10 protein-coding genes are annotated in these 13,297 nt (G+C 68.0%); 4 read left to right on the top strand and 6 right to left on the bottom strand.

Going from position 1 to position 13,297, the window contains the following annotated elements; translation table 11 throughout:
- Positions 1–66: 66 nt before the first annotated feature.
- Entirely contained in the window at positions 67–276 is a 210-nt protein-coding gene (locus AC1RB9_RS15110) for a hypothetical protein (protein WP_003088759.1), read from the bottom strand.
- Between the two features lie 513 nt (positions 277–789).
- Between AC1RB9_RS15110 and AC1RB9_RS15105 the strand changes: the two genes are divergently transcribed.
- Entirely contained in the window at positions 790–1,692 is a 903-nt protein-coding gene (locus tag AC1RB9_RS15105) for a LysR family transcriptional regulator (RefSeq protein WP_003128663.1), read from the top strand.
- Positions 1,693–1,728: 36 nt separating this feature from the next.
- Here the strand turns inward: AC1RB9_RS15105 and AC1RB9_RS15100 are convergent, their stop codons facing one another.
- The 5 genes from AC1RB9_RS15100 to kynB form a co-directional block, all read right to left on the bottom strand.
- Positions 1,729–3,633: a 10S-dioxygenase gene (locus tag AC1RB9_RS15100; protein WP_003162659.1), complete on the bottom strand. Its 1,905-nt coding sequence runs from the start codon at positions 3,631–3,633 to the stop codon at positions 1,729–1,731.
- Between the two features lie 39 nt (positions 3,634–3,672).
- Positions 3,673–5,547 carry a (7S,10S)-hydroperoxide diol synthase gene (locus AC1RB9_RS15095; protein ID WP_003162660.1) on the bottom strand — a complete coding sequence of 625 codons (1,875 nt, stop codon included), beginning with the start codon at positions 5,545–5,547 and terminating at the stop codon, positions 3,673–3,675.
- A gap of 284 nt (positions 5,548–5,831) precedes the next feature.
- On the bottom strand, positions 5,832–7,238 hold the full coding sequence (locus AC1RB9_RS15090) for an amino acid permease (protein WP_003088769.1): 1,407 nt from the start codon (positions 7,236–7,238) through the stop codon (positions 5,832–5,834).
- Positions 7,239–7,393: 155 nt separating this feature from the next.
- Positions 7,394–8,644: a kynureninase gene (gene kynU, locus AC1RB9_RS15085; protein WP_003160184.1), complete on the bottom strand. Its 1,251-nt coding sequence runs from the start codon at positions 8,642–8,644 to the stop codon at positions 7,394–7,396.
- 3 nt (positions 8,645–8,647) lie between these two features.
- The gene (gene kynB / locus AC1RB9_RS15080) at positions 8,648–9,289 is read right to left on the bottom strand and encodes a kynurenine formamidase KynB (protein WP_003162661.1); all 642 of its coding nucleotides are present in this window, start codon (positions 9,287–9,289) and stop codon (positions 8,648–8,650) included.
- A 132-nt stretch (positions 9,290–9,421) separates the two neighbouring features.
- On the opposite strand from kynB, the gene kynR reads away from it, so the two are divergent.
- From kynR to asnB, 3 genes are all read left to right on the top strand, one after another.
- Positions 9,422–9,898, top strand: coding sequence for a kynurenine pathway transcriptional regulator KynR (gene kynR / locus AC1RB9_RS15075; RefSeq protein ID WP_003088777.1), 477 nt, complete (start codon positions 9,422–9,424; stop codon positions 9,896–9,898).
- Positions 9,899–10,099: 201 nt separating this feature from the next.
- The gene (locus AC1RB9_RS15070; RefSeq protein WP_003118521.1) at positions 10,100–11,374 is read left to right on the top strand and encodes an aromatic ring-hydroxylating oxygenase subunit alpha; all 1,275 of its coding nucleotides are present in this window, start codon (positions 10,100–10,102) and stop codon (positions 11,372–11,374) included.
- 87 nt (positions 11,375–11,461) lie between these two features.
- Positions 11,462–13,294: an asparagine synthase (glutamine-hydrolyzing) gene (asnB, locus tag AC1RB9_RS15065; protein ID WP_003105325.1), complete on the top strand. Its 1,833-nt coding sequence runs from the start codon at positions 11,462–11,464 to the stop codon at positions 13,292–13,294.
- The last annotated feature ends 3 nt before the right edge of the window (positions 13,295–13,297 follow it).

Here is a 13,297-nt window from a genome sequence, read left to right as displayed (position 1 = left end):
GATTTTACTGCGTGCCGTGCCCAGCGCACCGCGCAGGCTCGTCCGCTCGTACGGGGCCGGCGCGCTTCAGCGATCCGCCATCAGGACGACGATGGCCTCGGCGACGAAGTCGGCGTTGCGCTCCAGGGTCTGCAGGTGGTTCATGACGACATCGTAGGTTTCGCCGCCTTCATGGCGCTTCGCCCAGATCGCCAGCTCCTCCAGGGCCATGCCGAGGGCACTCTGGTTCTGGTTGAGACGGCAGAGCAGGGCGACAGTCAGGTCGTGATCCAGCATGGCGGTACTCCTGATCCTGAAAAACTCAGCGTAGCCCCCCTGGCGCTCCGCCGACACGGAAGCGGTTCACGAAAAGACGAAGCGGTTCAGCCGCTGCCGACGGGGTGGCCTGCGTTCGTGGCCGGTGCCCACGGCGCAGCGCTTTCGATAGCCCCCGGCAGCTTCGGACCGACCTGGCAAGGGGACCTATCCGAACGGCGAGGGTGGCCCGCGGTGGTGGCGCGCCGCATGGCCAGTTCCCCATGCCGCCTGGCTATACTGGCGGCGCGGGAACAAGACGCCGCCCATGAAGAGCGTCCCGGCCCCGAACGTCGCGCTTCCTGTCATCTCCGCTACCTATCTTTCGTTCTTCTGCCGCGAAACGGCTTTCGGAAGCAGGCTGCCGGCGGTCGTTCGTCGCGCCGTCCCGGGGTTTCCCTGCCCGTGCCGATCCGACCCGTGTTGCCAGCGAGGGGTATGTACGCAATGTCCGTGACCGATGCCAGTTTCCCGATCATCAACTGGTCGAAGGCGATGCCTTCGTTGCGCCAGCTGATGTATTTCGCCTGTGTCGCCGAGTACGGCAGCATCGGCCAGGCCGCCGAGGTGCTGCACGTTTCGCAGCCGTCGCTGTCGCGGCAGATCCAGGCGCTCGAAGTGCACATCGGCGAGGCGCTGTTCGTCCGCGGTCCGGCCGGGGTGAGCCTGACCGAGGTGGGCAGGGTGGTGCATTGCCGCGCGGTGAAGATCATCGCCGAGGCCAAGGCGCTGACCCGCGACATCGGCGACGGCGACGACCGCCAGCTGCACATCGGTTTCAGCCGCTACCTCGATCCCGGCTGGTCCGGCGAGCTGGCCCGGCAACTGAAGGAAGCGCGGGTGTGCAGCGCCGTTTCGCCATCCTGGGCGCCATCGCTGGACCTGCTCAGCCTGGTCCGCGAGTCGTCCCTGGACGCGGCGATCATCGGCGCGCCGCCGAAGGTGGTGCGTGAATACGAGCTGATGGAGATCGGCAGCTACGAGCACGTCATCGCCCTGTCGGAAACCCTGCACCGGCGACTGGCGCCCGACTGGTCGCTGAACGACCTGATCGGCGAGCCGCTGCTGGTACCGAAGGACTCGCTGTTTCCCGCCTACAGCCAGTTCATGAACGATGCGATGGATGCCGCTGCCTTCGCGCCCCGGCGCAGCGTGCGGCCGAACGACCTGAGCATTCTCCTGGCCCAGGTCGCCAGCGGCGACGGCTTCGCCTTCCTGCCGTTGTCGCTGACCAAGTTCGCCTATCCGGGGGTGGCCTTCACCGCCTTGCCGGCGGCGGTCAACGAAGGTTTCCGCCTGCCGGTGGGGCTGGCGGTGTCGCCGACTTCGCGGCTTCGCGCCAGCGACGCCCAGTTCGAATGCTTCGTCGAGACCGCGCGGCGGGTCGCCGCCGGTTGAGGGAGGCGGCCGGGAGCGCCGGCCGCGCAAGGGGCTTCAGAGGGTCTTCATGTACTCGACCAGGGCGCGGCGCTGCTGCTCGTTGAACTGCGCGTTGCCGTAGTCGTGGCCGCCATTGGCGTTGCCCGGCTTGCCGCTGTCGAAGAGGAAGCGGTTGGCGCCGCCGGCATCGGTGATGTAGCCGACGTTGACCGGGTCGAACTCGACGCTGCCGGTATAGAAGGTCCGCGGCCGCAGGTCCGGTGGCAGCAGCAGGTCGTAGAGGGTCGCCACCGAGCCGTTGTGCAGGTAGGGCGGGCTGGCCCAGATACCGTTCAGCGGGCGCGCCTTATAGGCCATCAGGTCGCTGGTCATCGCCAGGCACTGCTCCAGGCGCTGGGCCTTGTCGCTGCCGGCCGCGACGTTTTCGGCCAGGAGCAGGGCGCCTGGCGCGTCCGCGGCGGTCGCTTCGGCGCTGTCGGCGTCGGGGCTGTCCGGCACCGGACTGATCAGCGGCGGCAACTGCCCGTCGAAGATGCCCAGGGCGGCGGTCTGGAAGGCACCCAGGGCGACGCTCAGGCCGCGCGCGGCCAGGGCCTGGACCACCACTTCCTGGAGCACGTCCACCGCATAGGCCTGCTTGCCGTAGAAACCGCGCTGGCCGGTGCCGACGAAGGACAGGTAGGGCTTGCCGCGCACGTAGCCGGTCTTCAGCTGGGCGATGCTGTTGCAGGCGGTCCACGGGTCGGTGCCGATCGGCGCGACCTCGCCGCGCGCCTGCAGGTGGGTGAGCACGGTCTTCACCGGGGTCCGCAGGTCGTTGCGGTCCAGCGGCGTGTGGCAGCTGGAGCAATGTTGCCGGTACAGCTCGCGGCCCTCGGCGACCCTGGCCGGCTCCGGGGCGCCGAACAGCTGGTTCGGCCAGGCCGGCGGTTTCAACTGGCCGAGCTGGTCTTCGATGCGGATCAGGTTGTCGACGTTGATGCTCGACGGGTAGCCGATGTGCAGCGCCGACTGGATCGGGCTGAGCACCTTGACGTCGGCGAATACCCCGACCGCCTCGCCGGCGTTGCGCGCCAGGGCGCCGACGTCGAACTTGCGGTTGTCGATGTCGACCACGTTGATGTGGTTCGGGTTGAAGCCGGTCCACTGCACGCGGTCCAGCTGCGGTACGTTCCACAGGAACGGATAGCTCACGGGGGCGTCCTCGGCGCCGTAGATCTGCTCGTCGGCGTGCAGTTCGTAGCCCACCGAGTTGAAGATCGAACCGATGGCATCCAGGCGCCCCGGGCCGAACTCGGGATCGTGCGGCAGGTTGAAGTGCGAGCCGTCGCGCAGGCGCACGATGGTGGCGTCCAGGGCTGCTTGCAGGCGCGCCTTGTTGGCGTCGTTGTAGCCGCTGACCAGGCCGTCGGCGCCGAGCACCTTGCGGGCGAAGCGCTCGAACTTGGCGGTGTCGGCGCGGGTGCTCTGCAGGGCGCCGAGGATCTCCAGCTGGAAGCCGGCGAGGTCGCCCATGGTCTGCCCGCCGTAGACGGTCAACTGGGTGCCCTGGTAGCTGATGTGCGAGGTGTGGCACATGCTGCAGGTCGGTCCGACCCAGGGTTCCCTGGAGCCCTGCAGGGCTTTCCAGCGCAGCTTGGTGAAGGTCAGGTCGCTGTCGTCGCTGCGGTCGACCGCGTAGCCCTGCACCACCTTCACGCTGGAACCGCCGAGGGTGTGCGGGACATAGCCGTACTGGCGGATCAGCGCGTCGGACATCAGCGGTTCTTCGCTGGCGCGCTGCTCCAGCGCCACCAGCCAGGCCAGCGGCAGCATCCGCGAGCCCTGGCCGGCTTCCAGCCAGGCGGTCTTCTGGGTCTGGTTCCAGCCCTGGTCGAGGTCGACGCCGCTGTCGTCGGCGAATGCCGGGGCACCGGCGAGGACGGAAAGGATGGCAAGGCTGAGTCGCGATAGGGTCATCGGGCGGTTCTCTCTATTGGGCATGTGGGCGGGGCCGGCTCACAGGGTCTTGAGGTATTCGAGCAGCGCCAGGCGCTGGCTTTCGTCGTACTCGCGGGCGAAGTCGTGGCCGGCGTTGGAGTTGCCTTCCAGGTGGGTGTCGAAGAGGAAGGCGTTGTCCGGGCCGGGCCCGGTGAGGTAGCCGACCCGGCTCGGATCGAACTCGTGGCTGCCGGTGTAGAAGGTGGTCGGCCGTTGCTCCTGGGGCAGCAGCAGGTCGTACAGCGACGGCACCGAACCGTTGTGCAGGTAGGGCGCGGTGGCCCAGATGCCGTTCAGCGGGCGAGCGATGTAGCCGAGGAACGGATGCTCGGTGTTCAGGCAGTAGTCCTTGCGCGCACTCTTGTCGGCGGGGACTTCGCCGGCGGCGAGGCTCGGCGCCTGGCTGCCGGCCGGGTTGCCGCCGGCCAGCAGCAGTTGCCCGGTGGGAAGCGCTTGCAGGCTGTCGGAGCCGGGCAGGGTCTGCTGCCCGGTGACGATGGCGTGGATGATCTCGGCGATGCCGTCGGCCAGCTGGCCTTTCTTGCCGAGCATGATCTGGAACACCTCGGGGACCTGCATGTCGGCGATCTTCGAAGTCCGCCCGACGATGCCGACGCCGCTGGGGGTGCCGAGGGACGGTCGGAACAGGCCGAAGTAGTTGCCGCTGGGGCTGCTGAAGGTGAAGGTGTTGCAGGCCATCCACGGGTCGGTGCCGATCGGCGCGTCGTCGCCATGGGCCTTCAGGCGCACCTGGCGGACCTTGATCGGGGTTTGCAGGTCGTCGCGGCCGATGCTCGCATGGCAGGCCGCGCAGTTCTCCTCGTAGAGGCGCTTGCCCTGGGCCAGCCTGGCGCTGTCCGGGGCGCCGAACAGCTGGCTCGGCCAGGCCGGCGCCTTGAGCTTGTGGATCAGGCCCTCGACACGGGTCAGGTTGTCCACGCGGATGCTCGATATATAGCCCTCCAGGCCGGACAGCGGATGGCTGACCACGTCGCCGTAGTCGCCCTGGACCACGCCGATGTCGCCGGCCAGGTAGCCGAGGTCGAAGACCTGGCCGTTGAGGTCGAGGACCTTGACGTTGGGCACGAATCCGCTGGATTGCAGCTTGTCCATCTGCAACGTGTGCCACAGTGCCGGGAAGCTGGTCGGCGCGTCGGTCGGGTTCGCTTGCAGATGGCGGGCGCCGGAGTTGATTGCCGCGCGGTTGAGTGACTGGCCGGTGGCGTCGAGGCGCCCCGGGCCGGGTTGCAGGTCGGTCGCGGACATGCTCAGCAGGGTGTCGATCAGCGCCGCGCGTTTGACCAGGGCGGCCTTCAGCAGCTCGCGGTTGGCCGGGCTGTCCTCGCTGCCGAGGACGTTGCCGGCGAAGCGCGCGAACTTGTCGCCGTCGTCGCTGGTGCGGCGCAGCGCGGCGAGCACTTCGTCGAAGATCGCCTGGACGTTGGCCAGGGTGGCGCCGGCGTCGACGGTCAGTTCGCTGCCGCGGTAACTGATGTCGGTGGAGTGGCAGCCGGCGCAATTCAGCCCGACCCAGGGTTCGCTGGAAGACTGGCGGGCTTTCCAGCGCAGGCGGGTGTCGGAGAACTGGCTGTCGTCCTGCTGGTCGAGGGCGAAGCCGCGCGGCAGGCGCAGTTCGCCGCCTTGCCAGTTGCGCAGGGGAAAGCCGAGGCGCCGGGCGTTGTCTTCGGAGAACAGGCGTTCCTCGCTGTTCGGACGTTCCAGCGCCTGGGCCCAGGCCAGCGGCAGCAGCCGCGAACCGAGCGAGGCGTCGTACCAGGAGGCGCGCTGCTCGGCGTTCCAACCTTGCTCGAGCTGGATTTCGGTGGCGACGGCAGGGTTGCCGGCGGCGGCCAGTGCGGCGGCCAGCAGGACCCGCGAAAAGGTCGGATGCATCGTGTTCCCCTCATGGCTGACGACGTCTGCGTCCCCACAGGGCAGAGCGATGCAGTGCGCTCGATGGCTGGGCGTGCCGCCACTTCGTCCCTGACGGGAGCGCGCCGGCCGCGGCGCGCCGCGGGCCGGAACGTCCGGTTGGGCATACGCTACGGAGTCGCGGCGGCCGGCGGGTAATGCTTTTTGTGCGACGGAAAAGGTATGGGAAACGGAACCGCCCGGTCCGGAAAGGGCGCGCCGGTCGGGCTTCGCCGTGCGCGCCAGGTTCGCAGGGCGGAGAGCGCCTAGGGCGTTGCCCGTTCTATCGGACAATCCCTGCCGGGCTTGCGGACGAAGACCAGGTAGAGTGCGCTGAGCAGCGCGAGGAACGGCACGCCGAAGACCAGGGTCATGCGGAACGCCTCGGTGAAGAAGGTGGTGACCAGGATCGCCGCCATCAGCGCCAGGCCGAGCAATGTCGACCAGGGCGCCAGGCGCATGCGGAAGGCCAGCGGCGCGCCGCCGTGGCGGGCGCGGTGGCGGCGGAAGCAGAGGTGGGTGAAGAAGATCATCAGCCAGGTGAAGAGGGCGCCGAACATCGACACCGCCATCATCAGGGTGAAGGACTGCTCGGGGTAGACCAGGTTGAGCAGGGTCGCCAGGGCGATACCGACGCTCGACAGCAGCAGCGCGTTCAGCGGCACGCCCTGGCGGCTCAGTTCGCCGAGGCCCTTCGGCGCGTGCCCCGCGCGCGACAGGCTGAACATCATCCGGGTGGTGATGTAGAGCTGGCTGTTCATCGCCGACAGCGCGGCCACCAGCACCACGAAGTTCATCACCCCGGTGGCGCCGGGCAGGCCGATCGCCTGCATCACCGTGACGAACGGGCTCTGGCTCTGCCCGGCCTGGTCCCAGGGGACGATGGCGAGCATCAGCGCCAGGGTCAGCAGGTAGAACACCACCAGGCGCACGATGGTCGAGCGGAACGCCGACTTCACCGCCTGTTCCGGATGCTCGGCCTCGGCGGCGGCGACCGCGATCATCTCCACGCTGAGATAACTGAAGATCGACACCACCACGGCGATCCACATGCCTTTCAGGCCGTGCGGGAAGAAGCCGCCGTGGGCGCTGTAGTTGTGCACGCCGTAGGCCGGGTTGGCGGAGCCGAACACCAGGTAGGCGCCGAGCAGGATGAAGGCGACGATGGCGGCGATCTTCAGTGTCGAGAAGCAGTATTCGAAGTTGCCGAAGGCTTTCACGCTGCTGGCGTTCAGGCCGATCAGCAGGGTCGAGAAGGAGATGATCCAGACCCATTCCGGGATACCGGCGAACCAGTACTTCATGTACATGGCCACCGCCGTGACCTCGGTGCCCACCGCCAGGACGATGGCCGCCCAGTAGGCGTAGCGCACCAGGAACCCGGCCAGCGGGCCGACGTAGTGCTCGGCGAAGGCGCCGAACGAGCCGGGGGTGGCATGGGCCACGGTCATTTCCGCCAGGCAGCCCATCAGCAGCAGGGTGATCAGCGCGCCGATGGCATAGCTGAGCAGGACGCTGGGGCCGGCGAAACCGATGGCGAAGGCGCTGCCCATGAACAGGCCGGTGCCGATGGCGCCGCCAATGGCGATCATGCTCATCTGCGCGGCCGAGAGCCGCCGTTGCAGGCCCTGTTCGCGGCGCGAGATGGCCTCGAAGCCCTGGGGGTCGTTCATCTGGATGTCCTCTGGAATCTTATTGGGGTTCTTATGAATTGCCGAGGGAACGTCGGTGGCGATGTGCGGGTGCCGGTCGCGGGCTCCTGTGCGCGAGAGCGGTGGGTGCTCGCGGGCCGCCCCGGGAATACCGGCGCGGTCCGCGCGGGCGGGACTCAGGTCACCTTGTGCCGGACCTGGTAGCGCGGCTCTTTCCAGGCTTCGCTCTGGAGGATTTCCAGCAACGCCTGCACCGCATCCCAGACCTCGACGAAGCGGGTGTACAGCGGGGTGAAGCCGAAGCGCAGGATGCCCGGCTCGCGGTAGTCGCCGATTACCCCCCGGTCGATCAGGGCCTGGACGATGGCGTAGCCCTGGGCATGCTCGAAGCTGACATGGCTGCCGCGCCGGGCATGCTCGCGCGGGGTCACCAGGGTCAGGCCGAAGCGTTCGCAACGGCTTTCCACCAATTCGATGAACAGATCGGCGAGGGCCAGCGACTTGTCGCGCAGGCGCTGCATGTCGGTCCGGGCGAAGATATCCAGGCCGCATTCGACCAGGGCCAGCGAGGTGATCGGCTGGGTGCCGCAGAGGAACCGGGTGATGCCTTCGCCGGGCTGGTAGCGCGGCTCCATGGCGAACTGGCGGGAATGGCCGAACCAGCCGGACAGCGGTTGCCAGACACGCTCGCGCAGGCGCGGCGCGACCCACACGTAGGCCGGCGAGCCGGGGCCGCCGTTGAGGTACTTGTAGGTGCAGCCGATGGCGTAGTCGGCGTCGGCCGCGTGCAGGTCCAGCGGCAGCGCGCCGGCCGAGTGGGCCAGGTCCCAGATCGCCAGGGCGCCGTTTTCGTGGACCAGGCGGGTGACCTCGCGCATGTCGTGCAGGTAGCCGGTCTTGTAGTTGACATGGCTGAGCATCACCACCGCGGTATCCGCGTCGATCGCCGCCGGCAATTGCTCCGGGTCATCCACCAGGCGCAGCCGGTAGCCGCGCTGGAGCATGTCGGTAAGGCCCTCGGCGATGTACAGATCAGTGGGGAAGTTGCTCGATTCGGAAACGATCACCTTGCGCCCTGGCGCTTCTTCCTCCTGGATCCGCAGGGCGGCGCTGAGCACCTTGAACAGGTTGATCGATGTGGTGTCGGTGATCACCACTTCGCCGGCGCGCGCGCCGATCAGGGGCGCCAGCTTGTCGCCGAGGCGCTCCGGCAGGCCGCGCCAGTCGGCGCTGTTCCAGCTGCGGATGAGCCCCTCGCCCCATTCCGCGGCGACCACTTCGGCGGCGCGCTCCACGGCGGCCCGGGGGCGGGCGCCGAGGGAGTTGCCGTCGAGGTAGATCACGCCGTCGGGCAGGGCGAACAGTTGGCGCAGGTCGGCCAGGGGATCGCCGGCGTCGAGCGCCAGGCAGTCGTCACGAGTGGTCATCGGTTACTCCGCGGTAGGCAGGGCGCGCAGCACGGCACGCACCGGGCTGGCATCGAGGTGGGTGAATTTCAGCGGCAGGGCGAGCAGTTCGTAGTCGCCGGCGGGCACGTCGTCGAGAACCACGCCTTCGAGGATCGCCATGCCGTGGCAGCCCACCGCGTGGTGGGCGTCGAGGGTCTTGGAGTGCTGGGGGTCGAGCGACGGGGTGTCGATGCCGACCAGCCTGACGCCGCGCTCGGCGAGGCACTCGATGGTGGCCGGAGCGATAGCGCAGAAGCCTTCCGGCCAGTTCGCCGGGACCCGTTCGAAGGTCCGCAGCAGCACCCGCGAGGGCAGGTCGTCGAGCTGGCCGGCGAGGTGTTCGGGGGTCACCAGCGGGTTAGCGCCGATACAGTGGATCACCCGGCACGGTCCCATGTAGACGTCCAGCGGCACCTGGCCGATGGGCAGGCCGTCGGCGCGGTAGTGCAGGGGGCCGTCGACGTGGGCGCCGGTATGCGGCGAAAGGGTGATCCGGCCGACGTTGACCGGGCACTGCTCGTCCAGCCGCGCCGCCCATTCCTGCTGGAACGGCGTGTCGCCGGGCCAGGTCGGCGTGTTCGGGTCGAGGGCGGGACTGATGTCCCAGTAGCGGAGCGAAGTCATTGTTTTTCTCCGGAAATCCAGCGAATGATAATGAACGAGATTTCGGAGAATTTTCGTGCGAAATGCAAGGTCGCATGGCAATCTGTTCGCACAAAATTCGAAGATAGCTATTCATTCTGATAGGAATTGCACATGTCCCTGGACGCCATCGATCTGCGCATTCTCCGTCACCTGCAGCAGGACGGGCGGATGAGCAACCAGGACCTGGCGGAGAAGGTCTCCCTCTCGCCATCCGCCTGCCTGCGCCGGCTGCGCCTGCTGGAAAGCGAGGGGATCATCCGCGGCTACTCGGTGGAACTGGATGCCGAGCGACTGGGCGTGGAGCTGGAAGCCATCGTCCATGTGTCGCTGCGCCAGGACGTCGAGGGTTGGCACGAGGCGTTCATCGCCAGGGTCCGGGACTGGCCGGAGGTGGTCACCGCCTATGTGGTGACCGGCGCCACCAACTATGTGCTACGGGTCCGGGCGCGCAACCTCAAGCACTATTCGGACTTCATCGTGAACAAACTGAACCGCGCCGCCGGCGTCACCGATATCCGCTCGGAAATCGTCCTGCAGGAGATCAAGGCCGGTGCCGACCTGCTCGACCTGGTGAACCTGAAGAGTTGAACGGGGCGACCCCTCATAAAAGCATGAGTGCAATGAGCGGGAGGAATTTTCAGTCGTCGAGGGAAATAATTATTTTGTCTTTTTTCATGGGGTTACGAGTTATTAGCTAATGAATAAATAGTCTGCCGGAATTGATTTTCCCCGTGCTAGGTTTCCTCCGTCCCCGTTGCCGGGTTGTCAACGTTACACGGAGGTTAGGCGGTGAGTGAATATATCGAGACCGACGACGCAAGTTACTTCCGGGTCAGGCGCCAGGCCTATGTTTCCGCGGAACTGCACCGGCGCGAACTGCACGAGATATTCGACGACAGCTGGCTGTATGCCGCCCACCTCAGCGAACTGCGCGAGCCCGGCGACTTCATCACCCGCGACGTCGGCGGGCGCAACCTGATCATCCAGCGTCGCGCCGATGGCGAGCCGGCGGTCTACCTGAACGCCTGCGCGCACCGTGGGGCCAAGGTCTGCGCCGAGCGCCAGGGCAACAGCCAGCGTTTCACCTGTCCCTACCATGGCTGGACCTACGACAGCCACGGCAGCCTGATCGGCCTGCCGGACAAGGCCGCCTACCAGCATGCCGGGCAATGCCATCCGGAGCTGTCCCTGACACAGGTGAAACACGCGGTCTACCGCAACTTCCTGTTCATCCACTACGCCGCCCGGCAACCGTCCCTGGAAACCTACCTGGGCCAGGCGAAGGACTATATCGACCTGATCTGCGACCAGTCCGAGGCGGAACTGGAGATCATCCCCGGCGGCTTCGAGCATTCGATCAAGGCCAACTGGAAGCTGCTCGCGGAAAACGGCGTGGACGCCTACCACCTGCCGTTCGCCCACAAGCGCTACCTGGAATACCTGAATACCCTCGGCACCGATCCGGAGTCGCACAAGCGCCACGGTCGCGGCGAGGCGCTGGGCAACGGCCACGCGCTGATCATCAGCGGCCCGCCGTCCACCGGACGGCCGATCGCCTACTGGAGCCCGTTGTTCCCGGAAGCGCTCAAGCCGTCCATCGCCGCCAAGTTCGAACGCCTGGTGGAACGCTTCGGGCAGGCGCGGGCAGAGGACATCGCCCACACCAACAAAAGCCTGTTCATCTTTCCCAACCTGGTGATCAACGACATCCTCGGCCTGAACATCCGCTCGTTCTTCCCGACCGCCGCCGATGAGGTCAGCGTCACCGTATGGGGCGCCGGCTTCGCCGATGAGACCCGCGAGGAGCGGGCGGCGCGGATCAATGGGTTGATCTCGTTCATCGGCCCGGGCGGTTTCGGCACCCCCGACGACGTCGAGATCCTCGAATCCTGTCAGCGCGCCTACGCCCACGCCGCCCTCGGCTACAGCGATTTTTCCCGCGGCATGGGACCGGCAACCCGCCGCCACGTCGACGAGGAGCAGAACCGCGGCTTCTGGCGCGAGTGGAGCCGCCGGCTCGGGCAGCAGCCCGCCGCCCTGCGGCTTCTCGCCGTGGCCGTCTGAGCCGTCTTCAACCATCGCTCCCTGCAGATCCCTGCGCGCCGCCCTGGCTACGCGGGGAATAAAGGGTCACTGCAAGGAACGTCATCCATGTGTGGAATCACCGGCTGGACCGACTGGAGCCGCGACCTCGGCGAGCAGCGCAGCATCCTCGAACGCATGACCCGTACCCTGGCCCCGCGCGGGCCGGACGCCGAAGGCCTGTGGCTGTCGCGGCACGCGCTGCTCGGCCATCGGCGCCTGGCGATCATCGACCTGGAGAACGGCGCTCAACCGATGCTTGCCGAGGCTGGTGGGCGGGTGGCGCTGACCTACAGCGGCGAGGTCTACAACTTCCGCGAGCTGCGCGCCGAGCTGGAGACGCTGGGCCAGGTCTTCCGCACCCGCTCGGACACCGAAGTGGTGCTGCGCGCCTATCTGCAATGGGGCGAGGCTTCCTTCGCCCGCCTCCGCGGCATCTACGGCTTCGCCCTGTGGGACGAGCGCGAGCAGAGCCTGTGGCTGGTGCGCGATCGCTTCGGGGTCAAGCCGCTGTACTACTACCCGACCGCCGGAGGCGTGCTGTTCGCCTCGGAACCCAAGGCGATCTTCGCCAACCCCGAGGCCAACCCGGTGCTCGACGCCAGCGGCATCGCCGAGCTGTTCGCCCTGACCACCGCGCCGACTCCCGGCCACGGCCTGTACAAGGGCCTGCGCCAGGTCCGGCCGGGCCAGGCGCTGCGCTTCGACCGCAATGGTGTGCGCGAGTTGGTCTACTGGGCGCTGCGCGCGGAACGTCACGAAGAGGGCGCCGAGGACAGCGCCGAACGCGCCGGCCAGTTGCTCCGCGAGGCGGTGGCCGAGCAACTGGTGGCCGACGTCCCGCTGGGCAGCCTGCTTTCCGGCGGGCTCGACTCCAGCGCCATCAGTGCCTTCGCGGTGGCCGCGCTGGATGGCGACGCGCGGCGCCTGCCGACCTTCTCCGTGGACTTCCCCGGCGAAGGCCGCGGCTTCGTCCCGACGCCCTGGCAAAGCAGCTGGGACGAACCCTATGCGCAGCTGGCGGCGAACTTCCTCGGTACGCCGCACCGTACCGTGCTGGTCGCCCCGGAAGAGGTGCTGGAACAGGACGAGGCGGTGCTCCAGGCCCGCGACCTGCCCGGCTGGGGCGAGCTGGACGCCTCGCTCTACCTGCTGTTCCGCCAGGTCCGCGAGCACACCACGGTGGCACTGTCGGGCGAGTCGGCCGACGAGGTGTTCGGCGGCTACCCGTTCTTCCACGACCCGAGCGCCCTCGCACACGACGGCTTCCCCTGGCTGGCCGGCAAGAGCGGGCCCTGGCAACTGCTGCGGCGGGAGGTCGCCGAACGGGTGGCGGCGCCGGAATACATCCGGGCGCGCTACCGCGAGGCCCTCGCCGAAGTGCCGCGGCTGGATGGCGAGGATGCCGCCCAGCGACGCCAGCGCGAGGTCGCCTACCTGGCGCTGAGCCGCTGGCTGCCGGCGATGCTCGAACGCAAGGACCGGATGAGCATGGCGGTCGGCCTGGAAGTGCGCGTGCCGTTCTGCGACCACCGCCTGGTGGAGTACGTATGGAACCTGCCCTGGGCGCTGAAGAGCGTCGCCGGGGAAAGCAAGAGCCTGCTGCGCCGGGCCCTGCGCGGGCACCTGCCGCAGGCGATCCTGGAGCGGCGCAAGAGCGGTTTCCCGGCCAACCCCGACCCACGTTACCTGGCGCTGCTGCGCGAGCGGGTCGGCCGCCTGCTCGACGACGGCCGCTCGCCGCTGTTCGAACTGGTGGACGCCGGGCGGGTCCGCCAGGCTCTCGAACAGGGCACGCCGCTGCCCAGCCCGCGTGCCTCGGCGAGCCCGACCGCCGGCCTGGCCTACCTGCTGAACCTGGACCGTTGGCTGACCCGCCATGGGGTCGACATCAGCCTCTGAGCG

Source organism: Pseudomonas sp. 20-5, from assembly GCF_056782835.1.
The sequence above is the reverse complement of the archived record's forward strand: the minus strand, read 5'-3'. Positions and strand labels throughout refer to the sequence as shown.

Excerpts from the sequence above, each read along its gene's own strand:
- AC1RB9_RS15110 (WP_003088759.1), bottom strand. The coding sequence starts at position 276 with ATGCTGGATCACGACCTGACTGTCGCCCTGCTCTGCCGTCTCAACCAG.
- AC1RB9_RS15105 (WP_003128663.1), top strand. The coding sequence starts at position 790 with ATGCCTTCGTTGCGCCAGCTGATGTATTTCGCCTGTGTCGCCGAGTAC.
- AC1RB9_RS15100 (WP_003162659.1), bottom strand. The coding sequence starts at position 3,633 with ATGACCCTATCGCGACTCAGCCTTGCCATCCTTTCCGTCCTCGCCGGT.
- AC1RB9_RS15095 (WP_003162660.1), bottom strand. The coding sequence starts at position 5,547 with ATGCATCCGACCTTTTCGCGGGTCCTGCTGGCCGCCGCACTGGCCGCC.
- AC1RB9_RS15090 (WP_003088769.1), bottom strand. The coding sequence starts at position 7,238 with ATGAACGACCCCCAGGGCTTCGAGGCCATCTCGCGCCGCGAACAGGGC.
- kynU (WP_003160184.1), bottom strand. The coding sequence starts at position 8,644 with ATGACCACTCGTGACGACTGCCTGGCGCTCGACGCCGGCGATCCCCTG.
- kynB (WP_003162661.1), bottom strand. The coding sequence starts at position 9,289 with ATGACTTCGCTCCGCTACTGGGACATCAGTCCCGCCCTCGACCCGAAC.
- kynR (WP_003088777.1), top strand. The coding sequence starts at position 9,422 with ATGTCCCTGGACGCCATCGATCTGCGCATTCTCCGTCACCTGCAGCAG.
- asnB (WP_003105325.1), top strand. The coding sequence starts at position 11,462 with ATGTGTGGAATCACCGGCTGGACCGACTGGAGCCGCGACCTCGGCGAG.